The 12702-nt window shown below is 68.7% G+C and carries 14 protein-coding genes and 1 riboswitch; of the genes, 11 read left to right on the top strand and 3 right to left on the bottom strand.

Going from position 1 to position 12702, the window contains the following annotated elements:
* Positions 1 to 26: 26 nt before the first annotated feature.
* The 4 genes from KIP79_RS43565 to KIP79_RS43550 are packed head-to-tail and all read left to right on the top strand — an operon-like array spanning position 27 to position 3955.
* A complete protein-coding gene (locus KIP79_RS43565) occupies positions 27 to 968 on the top strand; it encodes an ABC transporter permease (protein WP_214110935.1) in 942 nt (313 codons plus the stop codon).
* A complete protein-coding gene (locus tag KIP79_RS43560; RefSeq protein WP_214110934.1) occupies positions 961 to 1887 on the top strand; it encodes an ABC transporter permease in 927 nt (308 codons plus the stop codon). Before KIP79_RS43565 ends, KIP79_RS43560 begins: the two co-directional genes overlap by 8 nt.
* A 12-nt stretch (positions 1888 to 1899) precedes the next feature.
* Positions 1900 to 2955 carry an ABC transporter ATP-binding protein gene (locus KIP79_RS43555; RefSeq protein WP_214110933.1) on the top strand — a complete coding sequence of 352 codons (1056 nt, stop codon included), beginning with the start codon at positions 1900 to 1902 and terminating at the stop codon, positions 2953 to 2955.
* Positions 2939 to 3955, top strand: a complete 1017-nt coding sequence (locus tag KIP79_RS43550; protein ID WP_214110932.1) for an ABC transporter ATP-binding protein — start codon at positions 2939 to 2941, stop codon at positions 3953 to 3955. Before KIP79_RS43555 ends, KIP79_RS43550 begins: the two co-directional genes overlap by 17 nt.
* Positions 3956 to 4017: 62 nt before the next feature.
* On the opposite strand, the gene KIP79_RS43545 is transcribed toward KIP79_RS43550, so the two are convergent.
* The gene (locus KIP79_RS43545; RefSeq protein ID WP_214110931.1) at positions 4018 to 4263 is read right to left on the bottom strand and encodes a hypothetical protein; all 246 of its coding nucleotides are present in this window, start codon (positions 4261 to 4263) and stop codon (positions 4018 to 4020) included.
* A 324-nt stretch (positions 4264 to 4587) separates the two neighbouring features.
* Here KIP79_RS43545 and KIP79_RS43540 point away from each other — a divergent pair, with 324 nt between their 5' ends.
* From KIP79_RS43540 to KIP79_RS43530, 3 genes are read left to right on the top strand one after another with little or no spacing between them, the layout of a single operon-like run.
* Entirely contained in the window at positions 4588 to 4848 is a 261-nt protein-coding gene (locus tag KIP79_RS43540) for a DUF3263 domain-containing protein (protein WP_308170216.1), read from the top strand.
* A 43-nt stretch (positions 4849 to 4891) separates the two neighbouring features.
* The gene (gene otsB, locus KIP79_RS43535; RefSeq protein WP_308170215.1) at positions 4892 to 5740 is read left to right on the top strand and encodes a trehalose-phosphatase; all 849 of its coding nucleotides are present in this window, start codon (positions 4892 to 4894) and stop codon (positions 5738 to 5740) included.
* A 10-nt stretch (positions 5741 to 5750) separates the two neighbouring features.
* Complete coding sequence (locus KIP79_RS43530; RefSeq protein WP_214110929.1) at positions 5751 to 6338, top strand: hypothetical protein; 588 nt, start codon at positions 5751 to 5753, stop codon at positions 6336 to 6338.
* On the opposite strand, the gene KIP79_RS43525 is transcribed toward KIP79_RS43530, so the two are convergent.
* Together KIP79_RS43525 and KIP79_RS43520 are read right to left on the bottom strand one after the other, a co-directional pair.
* Positions 6313 to 7482 carry an MFS transporter gene (locus tag KIP79_RS43525; protein ID WP_214110928.1) on the bottom strand — a complete coding sequence of 390 codons (1170 nt, stop codon included), beginning with the start codon at positions 7480 to 7482 and terminating at the stop codon, positions 6313 to 6315. The genes KIP79_RS43530 and KIP79_RS43525 overlap by 26 nt on opposite strands.
* Positions 7483 to 7544: 62 nt before the next feature.
* Positions 7545 to 8975 (bottom strand): alpha,alpha-trehalose-phosphate synthase (UDP-forming), encoded by a 1431-nt coding sequence (locus KIP79_RS43520; RefSeq protein WP_214110927.1) that lies wholly within the window; start codon positions 8973 to 8975, stop codon positions 7545 to 7547.
* 121 nt (positions 8976 to 9096) lie between these two features.
* On the opposite strand from KIP79_RS43520, the gene KIP79_RS43515 reads away from it, so the two are divergent.
* The 4 genes from KIP79_RS43515 to KIP79_RS43500 all read left to right on the top strand — a co-directional run bounded on the left by KIP79_RS43515 (position 9097) and on the right by KIP79_RS43500 (position 11996).
* Positions 9097 to 9657 (top strand): RNA polymerase sigma factor, encoded by a 561-nt coding sequence (locus KIP79_RS43515; protein ID WP_214110926.1) that lies wholly within the window; start codon positions 9097 to 9099, stop codon positions 9655 to 9657.
* 100 nt (positions 9658 to 9757) lie between these two features.
* Positions 9758 to 9896: riboswitch (SAM riboswitch) on the top strand.
* Between the two features lie 14 nt (positions 9897 to 9910).
* Positions 9911 to 11155 carry a threonine synthase gene (gene thrC, locus KIP79_RS43510; RefSeq protein ID WP_250214828.1) on the top strand — a complete coding sequence of 415 codons (1245 nt, stop codon included), beginning with the start codon at positions 9911 to 9913 and terminating at the stop codon, positions 11153 to 11155.
* A 30-nt stretch (positions 11156 to 11185) separates the two neighbouring features.
* Positions 11186 to 11461 carry a MoaD/ThiS family protein gene (locus KIP79_RS43505; RefSeq protein ID WP_214110924.1) on the top strand — a complete coding sequence of 92 codons (276 nt, stop codon included), beginning with the start codon at positions 11186 to 11188 and terminating at the stop codon, positions 11459 to 11461.
* Positions 11462 to 11795: 334 nt separating this feature from the next.
* Positions 11796 to 11996, top strand: a complete 201-nt coding sequence (locus KIP79_RS43500) for a cold-shock protein (protein ID WP_079319298.1) — start codon at positions 11796 to 11798, stop codon at positions 11994 to 11996.
* The last annotated feature ends 706 nt before the right edge of the window (positions 11997 to 12702 follow it).

The raw sequence follows: 12702 nt of genomic DNA, 5'->3' as shown, positions 1-12702 counted from the left end.
CCTTTTTGTCATGATCGGGAGACCGAATGGGCCGCTACGTTGTCAGGCGCCTGCTTCAGGCGATCCCTGTGCTGCTTGGCACCACGTTCCTCATCTTCGCAATCGTCTACGCGCTGCCGGGTGACCCCCTGCAGGCCCTGGCCGGTGACCGGCGCGTGGACCCCGTCTTCGCCCAGACCATGCGGGAAATGTTCCACCTGAACGAACCGCTGCTCGTCCGGTACTGGTACTACGTTCGGGACATCTTCAGCGGTGACTTCGGAATGACCTTCCGTGGGCTGCCGGTGTCGACAATCTTCGAAGGCAAGTTCCAGGTCACCCTCAACCTCGCGATGACCGCCCTGCTCATCGAGGCGGTCGTGGGCATCGGCCTGGGCCTGATCGCCGCGCTCCGCCGCGGTAGCTGGGCCGACACCGGCGTCCTCGCCTTCACCCTGCTGCTGGTGTCCATCCCCACCCTGGTCAGCGGCTTCGTGCTCCAGCTGGTGCTGGGCGTGCAGCTCAAGCTCTCCACGGGGATCGACTTCTTCCCGGTGGCGGGCCTGCGCGACGGGTGGCGAAGTTATCTCGTCCCCGGCATCGTGCTGGCGGGCACGTCCATCGCGTACCTGACCCGGCTGACCAGGACCAGCCTGATGGAGACGCTCCGCGCCGACTACGTGCGCACCGCGATCGCCAAGGGCATGCCCCGCCGCCGGGTGCTCGGCAGGCACGCGCTGCGTAACTCGCTGATCCCGCTGGTCACCTATCTCGGCGCCGACCTCGGCACGCTGATGGGCGGCGCGGTCATCACCGAGACCATCTTCAACATGGACGGCATCGGCCGGCAGCTGTTCCAGTCCGTCTACCTGCGGGAGAACTCGGTGGTGGTCGGCATCGTCACCGTGCTGGTGCTGGTCTACATCCTGGCCAACCTGATCGTCGACCTGCTGTACGCCGTACTCGACCCCAGGATCCGCTATGAGTGACTCCACCATCACGGCCACCCCGCCTGAGAAGACCGGCAAGCGGGAGCAGAAGGCCAAGAAGCCGGCCAGCCTGTGGTCGGACGCCTGGTACGACCTGCGCCGCAACAAGGTGTTCCTGATCGGTGCGGGGCTGGTCGCGGTCCTGGTGGTCATGGCGGTGTTCCCGGGACTGTTCTCCCCGATCGACGCCTACAACCCGGCGACCTGCGACCTGTCCAGGGCCCGCCAGGGCATCACCGGTGAACACTGGTTCGGCAGCGACAACCTGGGCTGCGACACCTACTCCCGGGTCATCTACGGCGCTCGCATCTCGATCATCGTGGGTATCGCGGCCACGCTGGCCACCTCGCTGGTCGGCGGCGCGCTCGGCCTGGTGGCCGGGTTCTACGGCCGGTGGGTGGACGTGATCATGTCCCGGATCGCGGAGATCTTCTTCGCCATCCCGTCCATCCTGGGCGCGCTGCTCATCCTGGCCGTGATCGGCCGGGACAACGCGGGCATCGGGAGCGTGGTGCTGGCCCTGTCGGTGCTGGCCTGGCCGCTGGTGCTGCGCATCATGCGGGCCGCGGTGATCACCACCAAGAACCAGGACTTCGTGGTGGCCGCACGGGCGCTGGGCGCCGGCCCCGGGCGGATCATGCTCCGGCACGTGCTGCCCAACGCGCTGGCCCCCGTCATCGTGGTGACCACCATGAACCTGGGCCTGTTCATCGCGGCCGAGGCGGCCCTGTCCTTCCTCGGGGTGGGCATCCAGTCGCCGGACATCTCCTGGGGACTGATGATCGCCGACGCGCGGAACCGGTTCCTGGAGGCCTGGGAGCCGCTGCTGTTCCCGGCGCTGTTCCTCAGCATCACCGTGCTGGCCTTCGTCATGCTCGGCGACGCCGTCCGCGACGCCCTCGACCCCAAGCTCCGATAGGAGGTGCCGGAGATGAATCGACCGGCCGGTGCGGTGGACACGCACCTGTCGCCCAGCCTCTTTTCGGGCAGCCTCGGCACCGAGCCGCTGCTGGCCGTGGACAACCTGCACGTGGAGTTCACGACCCGGCAGGGCGTGGCCCGCGCGGTGAACGGCGTCTCCTACTCGCTCGACGCGGGCGAGACGCTGGCCGTGCTCGGCGAGTCCGGGTCGGGCAAGTCGGTGACCGCCCAGGCGATCATGGGCATCCTCGACATGCCGCCGGCCCGCATTCCCAAGGGGGAGATCCGGTTCCGCGGCACCGACCTGCTCAAGCTGTCGGAGTCGGCGCGGTCCCAGATCCGGGGCCAGCAGATCGCCATGGTCTTCCAGGACGCGCTCTCCGCGCTCAACCCGGTCTTCACCGTGGGCTGGCAGATCGCGGAGATGTTCCGGGTGCACCGGGGCATGGGCCGCAAGGCCGCGTACGCCAAGGCGATCGAGCTGATGGAGCGGGTCCGCATCCCGGCGGCCAAGCAGCGGGTGAACGACTACCCGCACCAGTTCTCCGGGGGCATGCGGCAGCGCATCATGATCGCGATGTCCATCGCGCTCGACCCGGAGATCCTGATCGCCGACGAGCCCACCACCGCGCTGGACGTGACCGTGCAGGCCCAGATCATGGAGCTGCTCGCGGAACTCCAGCGGGAGAGCAACATGGCGATGATCCTGATCACCCACGACCTCGGCGTGGTGGCCGACGTGGCCGACAAGATCGCCGTCATGTACGCGGGCCGCATCGTGGAGAACGCCCCGGTGCACGATGTGTACAAGAACCCGGCGCACCCGTACGCCAAGGGCCTGCTGGAGTCGATCCCCCGGGTCGACCTGAAGGGCCAGGAACTGTACGCGATCAAGGGCCTGCCCCCCAACCTGCTCGACATGCCCACGGGCTGCGCCTTCCACCCCCGCTGCCCCTACAAGCAGGACGAATGCGTGACCGAGGTGCCGCCGCTGCACCAGATCAGCGGCACCCGGAGCAGCGCCTGCCACTACTGGAGGGAGGTCCTGGATGGCACCGCAGGGTGAGCCCATCCTGGAGGTACGGGATCTGGTCAAGCACTTCCCGCTGACCCAGGGCATCGTGCTCAAGCGGCAGATCGGCGCCATCAAGGCGGTGGACGGGGTCTCCTTCGACCTGCACCGCGGCGAGACGCTGGGCGTGGTGGGCGAGTCGGGCTGTGGCAAGTCCACGCTGGCCAAGCTGCTGATGGCGCTGGAGCAGCCCACCTCTGGCACGGTCCGGGTCGCCGGGCGGGACCTGGGTTCGGCCCGTGGCGCCGAGCTGAAGGGCATCCGGCGCAACATCCAGATGGTGATGCAGGACCCGTACACCTCGCTCAACCCCCGGATGACGGTGGGTGACATCGTGGGCGAGCCGTACGAGATCCACTCGGAGGTGGCCCCCAAGGGGGACCGGCGGAAGAAGGTGCAGGAGCTGCTGGAGGTGGTCGGGCTCAACCCGGACCACATCAACCGCTACCCGCACCAGTTCTCCGGCGGCCAGCGGCAGCGCATCGGCATCGCCCGTGGGCTGGCGCTCCAGCCTGAGATCATCGTCTGCGACGAGCCGGTCTCGGCGCTGGACGTGTCCATCCAGGCGCAGGTGATCAACCTGCTGGAGCGGCTGCAGAACGAGTTCAACCTGGCGTACATCTTCATCGCGCACGACCTGTCGGTGGTCCGGCACATCTCGGACCGGGTCGCGGTGATGTACCTGGGCAAGATCGTGGAGATCGGGAAGGACACCGAGATCTACGACCGGCCCAGCCACCCGTACACCCAGGCGCTGCTGTCGGCGGTGCCGGTGCCGGACCCGGAGGGGCGCGAGCACCGGGAGCGGATCATCCTCCAGGGCGATCCGCCCTCGCCCGCCAACCCGCCGTCGGGCTGCCGGTTCCGGACCCGCTGCTGGAAGGCCCAGGAGATCTGCGCGGAGCAGGAGCCGCTGCTGCAGATCAGGCCGGGGACCGACCACGAGAGCGCCTGCCACTTCGCCGAGGCCCACGACGTGGTGCACGTCAGCTGAAGCGGCGATCGTACAGAAGGCCCCCGCCGGGTTCGTCCCAGCGGGGGCCTTCTGCGCTGTTGCTACTGCTGCAGCGGGATCACGGTGGTGACGGTGCCGGCCCCACCGGTCGCGGTGCCCAGGACGGAGTTGACCACCGCGCCGACCGAAGCCCTGCCATTGCCGAACAGGGTGTGCGCCAGGTTGCAGATCAGCTCGGCGAGCGGGGCGTTCGAAGTGGCCGGCTCGGTCGCAGCCGAAGCGACGGCGGCGGGACCAAGGGCGATGAGGCCGGCGCAGGCCGACGCGACGAGAATACGGCGGATCATGTCTATTTCCCCCCGAAGGAACCCGCAACCGCTTTCACACGGTAACGGATGACTACTCAGTGTAACCAAGCCTCGTTATACCCCTTGGAGATCGGCCTAACGTGATCAGGGGTCAGGATGTGGCAATGGTGTCGGGGCGGGACACAAAGCAAACTTGGGGGATCGCTGACCAATCTGTTTCCCCGCCTGGTGCCAGCCGCCAGATTCCATGACCAACCTGACCCTTTCGTGAATGCTCATATACGTACAGTTATGTCTGGTATGGCATGGCCGATCCGGCGGGCCGCCCGGCTAGCATGGGGACCCCGAACCGCGGAGGACATTGTGGACAGCCCCCCCGGGCTCTCCGAACGTGACCGGCAGATCCTGGCGTTCGAGAACCAGCGGTGGCGCTACCCCGGCGCCAAGGAACAGGCGATCAAGGAGACCTTCGGCCTGTCCACCACCCGCTACTACCAACTGCTCGGTGAACTGATCGACCGGCCGGAGGCGCTGGCCGCCGACCCGGCGCTGGTGAACCGGTTGCTCCGGCTCAGACAGACCCGGCGCGGCAGCCGGGAGGCCCGCCGTGGCGGCGGGAGCTGACTCCGTACCCTTGGCATAACACGTGCGACGAAGGGGGCAATACGTGCAGCAGGTGGCAGGCTTCAACGTGCTCACCGCGAGCGGCGAGGCGGGTCTGAGCGCGATCGTGAACGATCCCGAGGGTGCCGTGCTGGCCCTCGACTTCGACGGCACGCTCTCCCCGATCGTCGAGGACCCGACCGCCGCCTGGATCCACCCGGCCGCCCCGGCGGCGCTGATCCGGCTGGCCGAACAGGTCGCCAGGATCGCCATCATCACCGGCCGCCAGCCGAGCACCGCGGTGGCTCTCGGCGACACCCCGGACGGGCCCGACCTGATCGACGTGCCCGGCCTGGTCATTCTCGGCCACTACGGCCTGGAACGCTGGGAGGGCGGCCAGGTCACCGCGCCGCCCCCACCCCCCGGCCTGGACCTGGTACGCGCCGAGCTCCCGGACATCATCGGCGAACTGGGCGAGCTGACCCACGGGGCCAGGATCGAGGACAAGGGCCGCGCCGTGGCCGTGCACACTCGCAACTGCGCCGACCCGGACGGCGCGCTGGCGGCCCTGCGCGAGCCGGTGAGCGGGCTGGCCGTGCGGGCCGGGCTGCTGGTCGAACCCGGGCGCAAGGTGCTGGAACTGCGCGGGCCCGGCATGGACAAGGGCCAGGCGCTGCGCGCCCTGCTGGCGGAGACCGGCGCCCGGTCGGTGCTGTTCGCGGGGGACGACCTCGGTGACCTGACCGCGTTCGAGGCCGTCGAAGAGGTGAGCATCCCGGGGGTCCGGGTGTGCAGCGGCTCGGCCGAGGTGAGCAAGCTGGCCGAGCAGGCCGACCTGGTGGTGGACGGCCCCGCCGGAGTGGTCGCCTTCCTTGAGAACCTCCTCAAGTCGATTACAAGCCGGGATCGCTAATGTCCACCGCATGAAACGGACTCTTCTTGCGTTAACCGCCGCGATCGCGGTGTTCACCGCCCTCGCCGCGCCGGCCTCGGCCGCCGGCACCAAGCCGCTCCACCTGCGTAAGGGCCTGACCCTGGTGATCCCTTCCGCCTGGAAGGTGTACCAGGTCAGGCCCGACTGGATCCGGGTGGTCACCGGCACCTGCAAGAGCAAGGGCACGGCCGAGTTCGGGTTCCGCGACTCGGGCTGCCGGAGCTTCTGGGTGCTCGGCCCGGCCGCCATCAAGCTCGGGCACGAGGGCTTCAGCCCGTACGACCCGAGCCGGCCCTTCTACCCGGCCTCCGACGTGAGCCCCTGCGTGTACGACAAGAACCTGTTCACCGGCGAGTTCAAGCTGGCGGCCAAGGGCCTGCGGCAGTTCGGCCCGGCGCACAAGGCCAACTACCGGATGTGGAAGGCCGCCTGTATCAAGGTCGGCCAGACCAGCTCCACCGTGCAGGGGCACTTCTACCAGCGCGAGTGGTACCTGCCCAAGTCGAAGATCCTGGTCGTCGACCAGTGGCAGACCAAGGGCCTGGCGAACATCATCCTGATGGCCGCCTGGAACTGAGGATCCCCCCGATCGCCAGCCCCATCAGGGCGGGGGCCAGCAGGAACGCGGTGTGCGTGCCGAAGCCGTCGCCGAGCGCGCCGAGCACCAGCGGGCCCGCTCCGGACCCCACCCCCGCCCAGATCGAGGCCGCGCCGGACGCCTGGTCCGGCCGGCCGTCGGAGGAGTCGATCACCCGGCTGAGCGAGAGCGGGAAGTGCATCGACATGCCAAGCCCGCTCAACGCCAGCCCCGCGTAGGCGAGCCAGATCACCGTGCTGCTCCAGAACAGCGCCCACCCCGACATGGCCAGCAGCAGCGCGCCGACCAGCACCAGGTGCACGGGGAAGCGCAGGGTGAGCCGCGCCCCGGCGAACCTGCCGACCGCCATCCCGGCCAGCATCGCGGTGATGCCGGTGGTAGCGGTGGCCACGCTTAACCCGGTGCGCTGGGAGAGCACCTCCGCCGACCACATGGTGTAGGCGAACTCGGTCGCCACACAGCACATCAGCACCACCCCGGCCAGGTGGAACCGCCAGGAGTACGGCATCCGCCCCGGCGACGGCGGCGTGATCGTGTCCGGCTCCCGAGCCGGCACCCAGACCTTGGACATGGTCACCGCCAGGAGCGCCGACAGCACCACCGGGATGAGCATGGCCGCCCGCCAGCCCAGCGCCGAGTCGGCCAGCAGGCTGAAGACGTAGGAGGACAGGATGCCGCCGATCACGCCGACCGCGTTGGCCTCGCTGATCGCGGCCGGGCCCGCCGGGCCGTGGTGGTCGCTGAGCACGGCCATCTGGATGTAGAGGCTGGCCGCCGCGAAGCCGCTGGCCACGGTGTAGCCGAGCAGGGTGAAGGGCAGGCTCGGGGCGGCGGCCACGATCACCATTCCGGTGCTCATGCCGGCCATCCCGGCCCAGGTGACGGCGCGCCTGCCGTACCTGGCGGTGATCATCGGGAGGGCGAGGCCGATGACGATCGCGCCGACGGCCATGCCGGTGCCGTGCAGGCCGGCTACCGCCTGGGTGAGGTTGAATTCGGCGCGGATGAGCGGGACGGCGGCGGCCAGGCCGTACACGTAGGTGGCGAAGACGGCGAGGATGAGGTAGGCCAGCCAGGTGGGCCGGTCTCTGGTGAGTGCGAGCGCAGATGTGGGCGTGGTCACCCGGCGTCCCCCGAATTATTGCGACACAGCACGATAAAAGTAGCAGGCGGGGGATCTCCGCCCTAGGGCTGGGAGAGCGCTTCCAGCTGATCGGAGAGCCAGCGGCCGGGCGGCAGCGCGGTGGCGGCGGCGCGCAGCCGGGCGATCCGAGCCTCCCGCTCCTCCTCCGGCATGGTGAGCGCGTCGTGCAGCGCGGTGGCCGTGCCCGAGACGTCGTAGGGATTGACCACGAGAGCGTTCTCACCCAGCTCGGCCGCCGCGCCCGCCTCCCGGGAGAGCACCAGCACACACCGCTGGGAGAGCACCGGGCCCTCCTTGGCCACCAGGTTCATGCCGTCCCTGGTCGGGTTCACCAGCAGCACGTCGGCCAGCCGGTAGGCGGCCAGCGAGCGCGGGTAGTCGTCGTCGGTGTAGAGGATCAGCGGATCCCAGTCGTCGGTGGCGTACTCGTCCTCGATCTCCTTGGCGCAGCGCTGCACCGCCGCCGTGTACTCCCGGTACTCGGGCAGATCGTGCCGGGAGGGGTAGGCGAAGGCCAGGTGCACCACCTTGCCGTGCCACTCCGGATGCTCGGCGAGGAACTCCCGGTAGGCCATCATGCCCCGCACGATGTTCTTGGACAGCTCGGTCCGGTCGATCCGCACGATCAGCCGCCGCGGCCCCACCTGCTCCTTGATCGTCTGAAGGTAGGACTCCACGTCCGGCTCCGCCGCCCTGGCCCGCAGCGTGCTCCCGTCCACGCCGAGCGCGTGCACCCCGACGCGCGTGGTCCTGCCCTGGTAACCGACGGTACGGCTGTCGCGGTCCACCGTCGCGCCCAGGATCACCCGGCAGCAGTCCATGAAGGCGTCCGCCCAGCGCTCGGTCAGGAACCCGGCGTGGTCGGCGCCCAGCACCCCCTCCAGCACCTCGGCCGCCACCTCGTCCGGCAGTACAGAGAAGTACTCCGGCGGCGCCCACGGGGTGTGCGAGAAGTGCGAGATGCGCAGGTCGGGGCGGTCCACCCGGAGCATCGCGGGAGCCAGCGTGAGGTGGTAGTCCTGCACCATCACCCGGGCCCCGTGCCCGGCCTCCTCGGCCAGGGCCAGCGCGAACACCCCGTTGTAGTCCTGGTAGGCCTCCCACTCGCGGCGGAACCGGGTGTCGAAGTGGGGGGCGAACGGGGTGTTGTACAGCAGGTGGTGCACGAACCAGAGGGTGGAGTTGGCCACCGCGTTGTAGGCCCGGTGGAAGACCGCCGGGGGGATGTCCAGCATGCGCAGCGGGCCGGTGGGGTAGCCCGCCTCGTCCAGGCGCCCGCCGGGGGCCAGCCGGACCGCGCTGCGGTCGCCGTCGGACAGGGCGGCGCAGACCCAGAGCAGCTCGGACTCCTTGGCCACCCCCGACAGGCCGGAGACCAGGCCGCCACCGCCCCGGCGCATGGTGAGGGCGCCGTCCTCGGACAGGGTGAACGAGACGGGACCGCGGTTGGAGGCGATCAGCGTTGAGCTCACGGTTGGCACACCCCACGATGCCGGGAGATTAATAAAACCTGTCGTCGGCAATAGGATGTCAGGAAAACGCCGTGGCGCTGGAGGCGGGCCCGGCAGCCGTGCCGAGCAGGGAGCCGTCACGATGGCGCTGGACGAGACCACCGAGGAGCTGGCCGGACAGGCCGCCACCGGTGACCACCGCGCGCTCGGCGAGCTGCTGCGCCGGATCGAGCCGGACGTGCTCCGCCACTGCGAGCGGCTGCTGCCCTACCGGCAGGACGCCGAGGAGGCGTGCCAGGACACGCTGCTCGCGGTGGCCAGGAACATCGGCAGGTTCGAGGGGCGCTCCCGGTTCAGCACGTGGTTGCACATCGTCACCGCCAACTGCGCGCGGACCACGTACCGCTCGCTCAAGCGCCGGGCCGCCGAGCAGACCTCCGAGGAACTGCCCGAGCACCGCCCCGACCCGCGCCGGGTGAGCGTGATCGCCGGTTCCCGGCTGGACCTGCTGGACGCCATGGAGGCCCTGGAGGGCGAGAAGCCCGAACTGGCCGCGGCCCTGGTCCTGCGCGACATCGTGCAACTCGACTACACCGAGGTCGCCAACCAGCTCGGCATCCCCCTGGGCACGGCCAAATCCCGGATCCACCAGGCCCGAAAGTACATCCAGTCCGCGCTGGGGGACGAGTACCTCGGCAAGTGAGTTCCGGACCGTTCGGCGGGACAAGACGTCTCGCACAATGAGACACCAGAACGGACACCGGGGACTGCGAGGTACAGTCTCTTCGACACAACTGAATAACTGCTCATCCAGAGGGGTGGAGGGACCGGCCCTGCGAAGCCCCGGCAACCCTTCCGATTTCACTCGCGACCGGGCGAGGCCGATCGGAACAGGTGCCAATTCCGGCCTGTGACCAGGGTGGTCGCAGGCGAAGATGAGGGAAAGGCCTCGCTTCATGGCGCTCAGCACCGACTTCGGACCCGCCACCGCCCTCTCCTGCCGGGAGTGTGGCACCCGTTACGACCTCGGCCCCAATTTCGCCTGTATCGAGTGTTTCGGTCCGCTTGAGGTGGCGTACGAGTTCGGCTCCGTGAGCCGCGCCGACATCGAATCCGGTCCGACCAATATCTGGCGGTACCGCTCTCTGCTTCCCGTCCCCGCCGACGTGGCGGCCAAGCCCAACCTCCAGCCCGGCTGGACCAAGCTCATCAAGGCCGACAACCTGGCCGGCGAGCTCGGCCTGCGCGCCCTGCACGTCAAGGACGACTCCGGCAACCCCACCCACTCCTTCAAGGACCGGGTGGTGGCCATCGCCGTCGAGGCCGCCCGCAACTTCGGCTTCCACACCCTGTCCTGCTCCTCCACCGGCAACCTGGCCGGGGCGGTCGGCGCGGCGGCGGCCAGGGCCGGGCTGGAGTCCTGCGTGTTCGTGCCCGCCAACCTGGAGGCGGCCAAGATCACCATGGCCTCGGTGTACGGCGGGCGCCTGGTCGGCATCGACGGGACCTACGACGAGGTCAACCGGTTCTGCTCGGAGCTCATCGGGGACACGCTGGGCGAGAAGTGGGGGTTCGTCAACGTCAACCTCCGGCCGTACTACGCGGAGGGCTCCAAGACCCTGGCGTACGAGATCGCCGAGCAGCTGGGCTGGCGGCTGCCGGACCAGATCGTCATCCCGGTGGCGTCCGGATCCCAGCTCACCAAGGTGGACAAGGGCTTCCAGGAGCTGATCAAGCTCGGTCTGGTCGAGCCGAAGGAGTACCGGATCTTCGCGGCCCAGGCCGCCGGGTGCGCGCCGGTGTCCACCGCGTTCAAGGCCGGGCACGAGGTGATCCAGCCGGTCCGGCCGGACACCATCGCCAAGTCGCTGGCCATCGGCAACCCGGCCGACGGGCCGTACGTGCTGGACATCGCCCGGCGGACCGGGGGCGCGGTGGAGGACGTGACCGACCCGGAGATCGTCGACGCGATCCGGCTGCTGGCCAGGACCGAGGGCGTCTTCGCCGAGACCGCGGGCGGCGTGGTCGTCGGCGTGCTGCGCAAGCTGGTCGAGAACGGCGTCATCGACCCCGACGGGGAGACCGTGGTGCTCAACACCGGTGACGGTCTCAAGACGCTGGACGCCGTGGCGGCGCAGGCCCGTCCGGCCGCGGTTATCCGGCCGTCCCTTGACGCATTCCGTACGGCTTTCGCCAACTAACCGATTCGAAGCAACGAAAGGGCGCGGCAAATGAGCGTTTCGGTGCGGATTCCGACGATTCTCCGTAGCTACACGGGGGGTGTCGCCGAGGTGACCGGGGAGGGGGGCACCCTCCGTGAGGTGCTCCAGAAGCTGGACGCGGACTTCCCTGGCATCGGGGGGCGGATCCTGGATGAATCGGGCAAGATCCGACGTTTTGTCAACGTCTACGTCGAGGAAGAGGACGTCCGATTCTCCGGCGGACTGGACACTTCCACGCCGGACGGCGCGAAGATTTCAGTGATCCCCGCCGTGGCCGGTGGCTGACCTCGGACGCTGTCCTCGCACCCACGCACTCCTACAGTGCGTGGGTGTTTCCGTGTTGACATGGGGTTCTATCGTTATCGAAGCTTAATGTGTGCTATGGCATATGGTGCATTTCGCGACTATGTAATCACAAACCCAAAATCTTGCCTTCTTGCTAACGGTCCGGGGCGCCAATCGATTGGAGATTGACTCTGTTGTCCCACGGCTTGCCACAGGTATGGTCGAGAACGATCGACGTAGCCGGGGAGAACGTAATCGTTCCGGCTCGAAAGGTCACGGACCATGCGGTGGAATGGGCATGGTCCGTCGCCAGCCCAGCAAGAGGAGTCGGAAAGTGGCGCAGGGCACCGTCAAATGGTTTAACGCGGACAAGGGCTACGGCTTCATCGCGGTAGACGGTGGTAAGGACGTTTTCGTCCATTACTCGGCAATCCTGATGGACGGCTACAAGGCCCTTGAGCAGGGCCAGCGCGTAGAGTTCGACATCACCCAGGGTCAGAAGGGCCCGCAGGCGGAGGCAGTCCGAGCCGTCTGATCCAGGCACCGACGAGAGAGCCCGGGGCCGCGTGGGGCGGCTACCGGGCTCTGCGTTGACATTGGGCCCGCCTCCGGCGGGCCGGCCCGGCCGCTCCGCAGCCGGTGTCTTCCCTCTCTCCGGTCGCTGCGCTCCCTACGTTCAGTCCAGACACCGGCAGCGGCCGGGCAATTCCCACATACGACTACGGAAGCCGGTTGCCGGGGAGAACCCGGTCCTCGTCCTACACGGTCCTACATGCGATCGGTTAGGCCGACTCATCCGACGGAGCCGGGTCCGACCGAAGGTCAACAAGGGTGGGCGGGAGTCCCACGGTAATCAGCCTTCGCTGGTCGCATGTGGGACGAGGACCGGGTTCTCCCCAGTGATCGGCTTCCAGGCCCGCGGACCCGGGCCCACGACCGAAAGCCGAACCGAGTGGTGGGAATCCCACGGCCACCAGCTTTGCGTGTGCCGGAGCGGTAGCCGACTACCGCGGCGGAGCCGTGTCTGACCGAAGGCCAACCAGGGTGGGCGCTGGCTCCACGGCAACCGGCTCCACGGCAACCGGCTCCACGGCAACCGGCTCCACGGCAACCGGCTCCACGGCGACCAGCTTCTGGCGCGCAGGACTGGTGGCCGACCGTCCCGGCGGAGCCGGGTCCGACCGAAGGTCACAAACGGGTGGGTGGGTGGGAGTCCCCCGGCAATCGCCCCTTCGTGTGGC

The sequence above is a fragment of the Acrocarpospora catenulata genome, assembly GCF_018476525.1.
GTDB classification, from domain to species: Bacteria; Actinomycetota; Actinomycetes; order Streptosporangiales; family Streptosporangiaceae; genus Acrocarpospora; species Acrocarpospora catenulata.
This window is presented reverse-complemented; position numbering and strand designations above follow the sequence as displayed.

Bases quoted from the DNA above. Each gene is read 5' to 3' on its own strand.
- KIP79_RS43545 (WP_214110931.1), bottom strand. From the start codon at position 4,263: ATGATCCGCCGTATTCTCGTCGCGTCGGCCTGCGCCGGCCTCATCGCC.
- KIP79_RS43515 (WP_214110926.1), top strand. From the start codon at position 9,097: ATGGCGCTGGACGAGACCACCGAGGAGCTGGCCGGACAGGCCGCCACC.
- KIP79_RS43505 (WP_214110924.1), top strand. From the start codon at position 11,186: ATGAGCGTTTCGGTGCGGATTCCGACGATTCTCCGTAGCTACACGGGG.
- KIP79_RS43565 (WP_214110935.1), top strand. From the start codon at position 27: ATGGGCCGCTACGTTGTCAGGCGCCTGCTTCAGGCGATCCCTGTGCTG.
- KIP79_RS43555 (WP_214110933.1), top strand. From the start codon at position 1,900: ATGAATCGACCGGCCGGTGCGGTGGACACGCACCTGTCGCCCAGCCTC.
- KIP79_RS43550 (WP_214110932.1), top strand. From the start codon at position 2,939: ATGGCACCGCAGGGTGAGCCCATCCTGGAGGTACGGGATCTGGTCAAG.
- thrC (WP_250214828.1), top strand. From the start codon at position 9,911: ATGGCGCTCAGCACCGACTTCGGACCCGCCACCGCCCTCTCCTGCCGG.
- KIP79_RS43560 (WP_214110934.1), top strand. From the start codon at position 961: ATGAGTGACTCCACCATCACGGCCACCCCGCCTGAGAAGACCGGCAAG.
- KIP79_RS43530 (WP_214110929.1), top strand. From the start codon at position 5,751: ATGAAACGGACTCTTCTTGCGTTAACCGCCGCGATCGCGGTGTTCACC.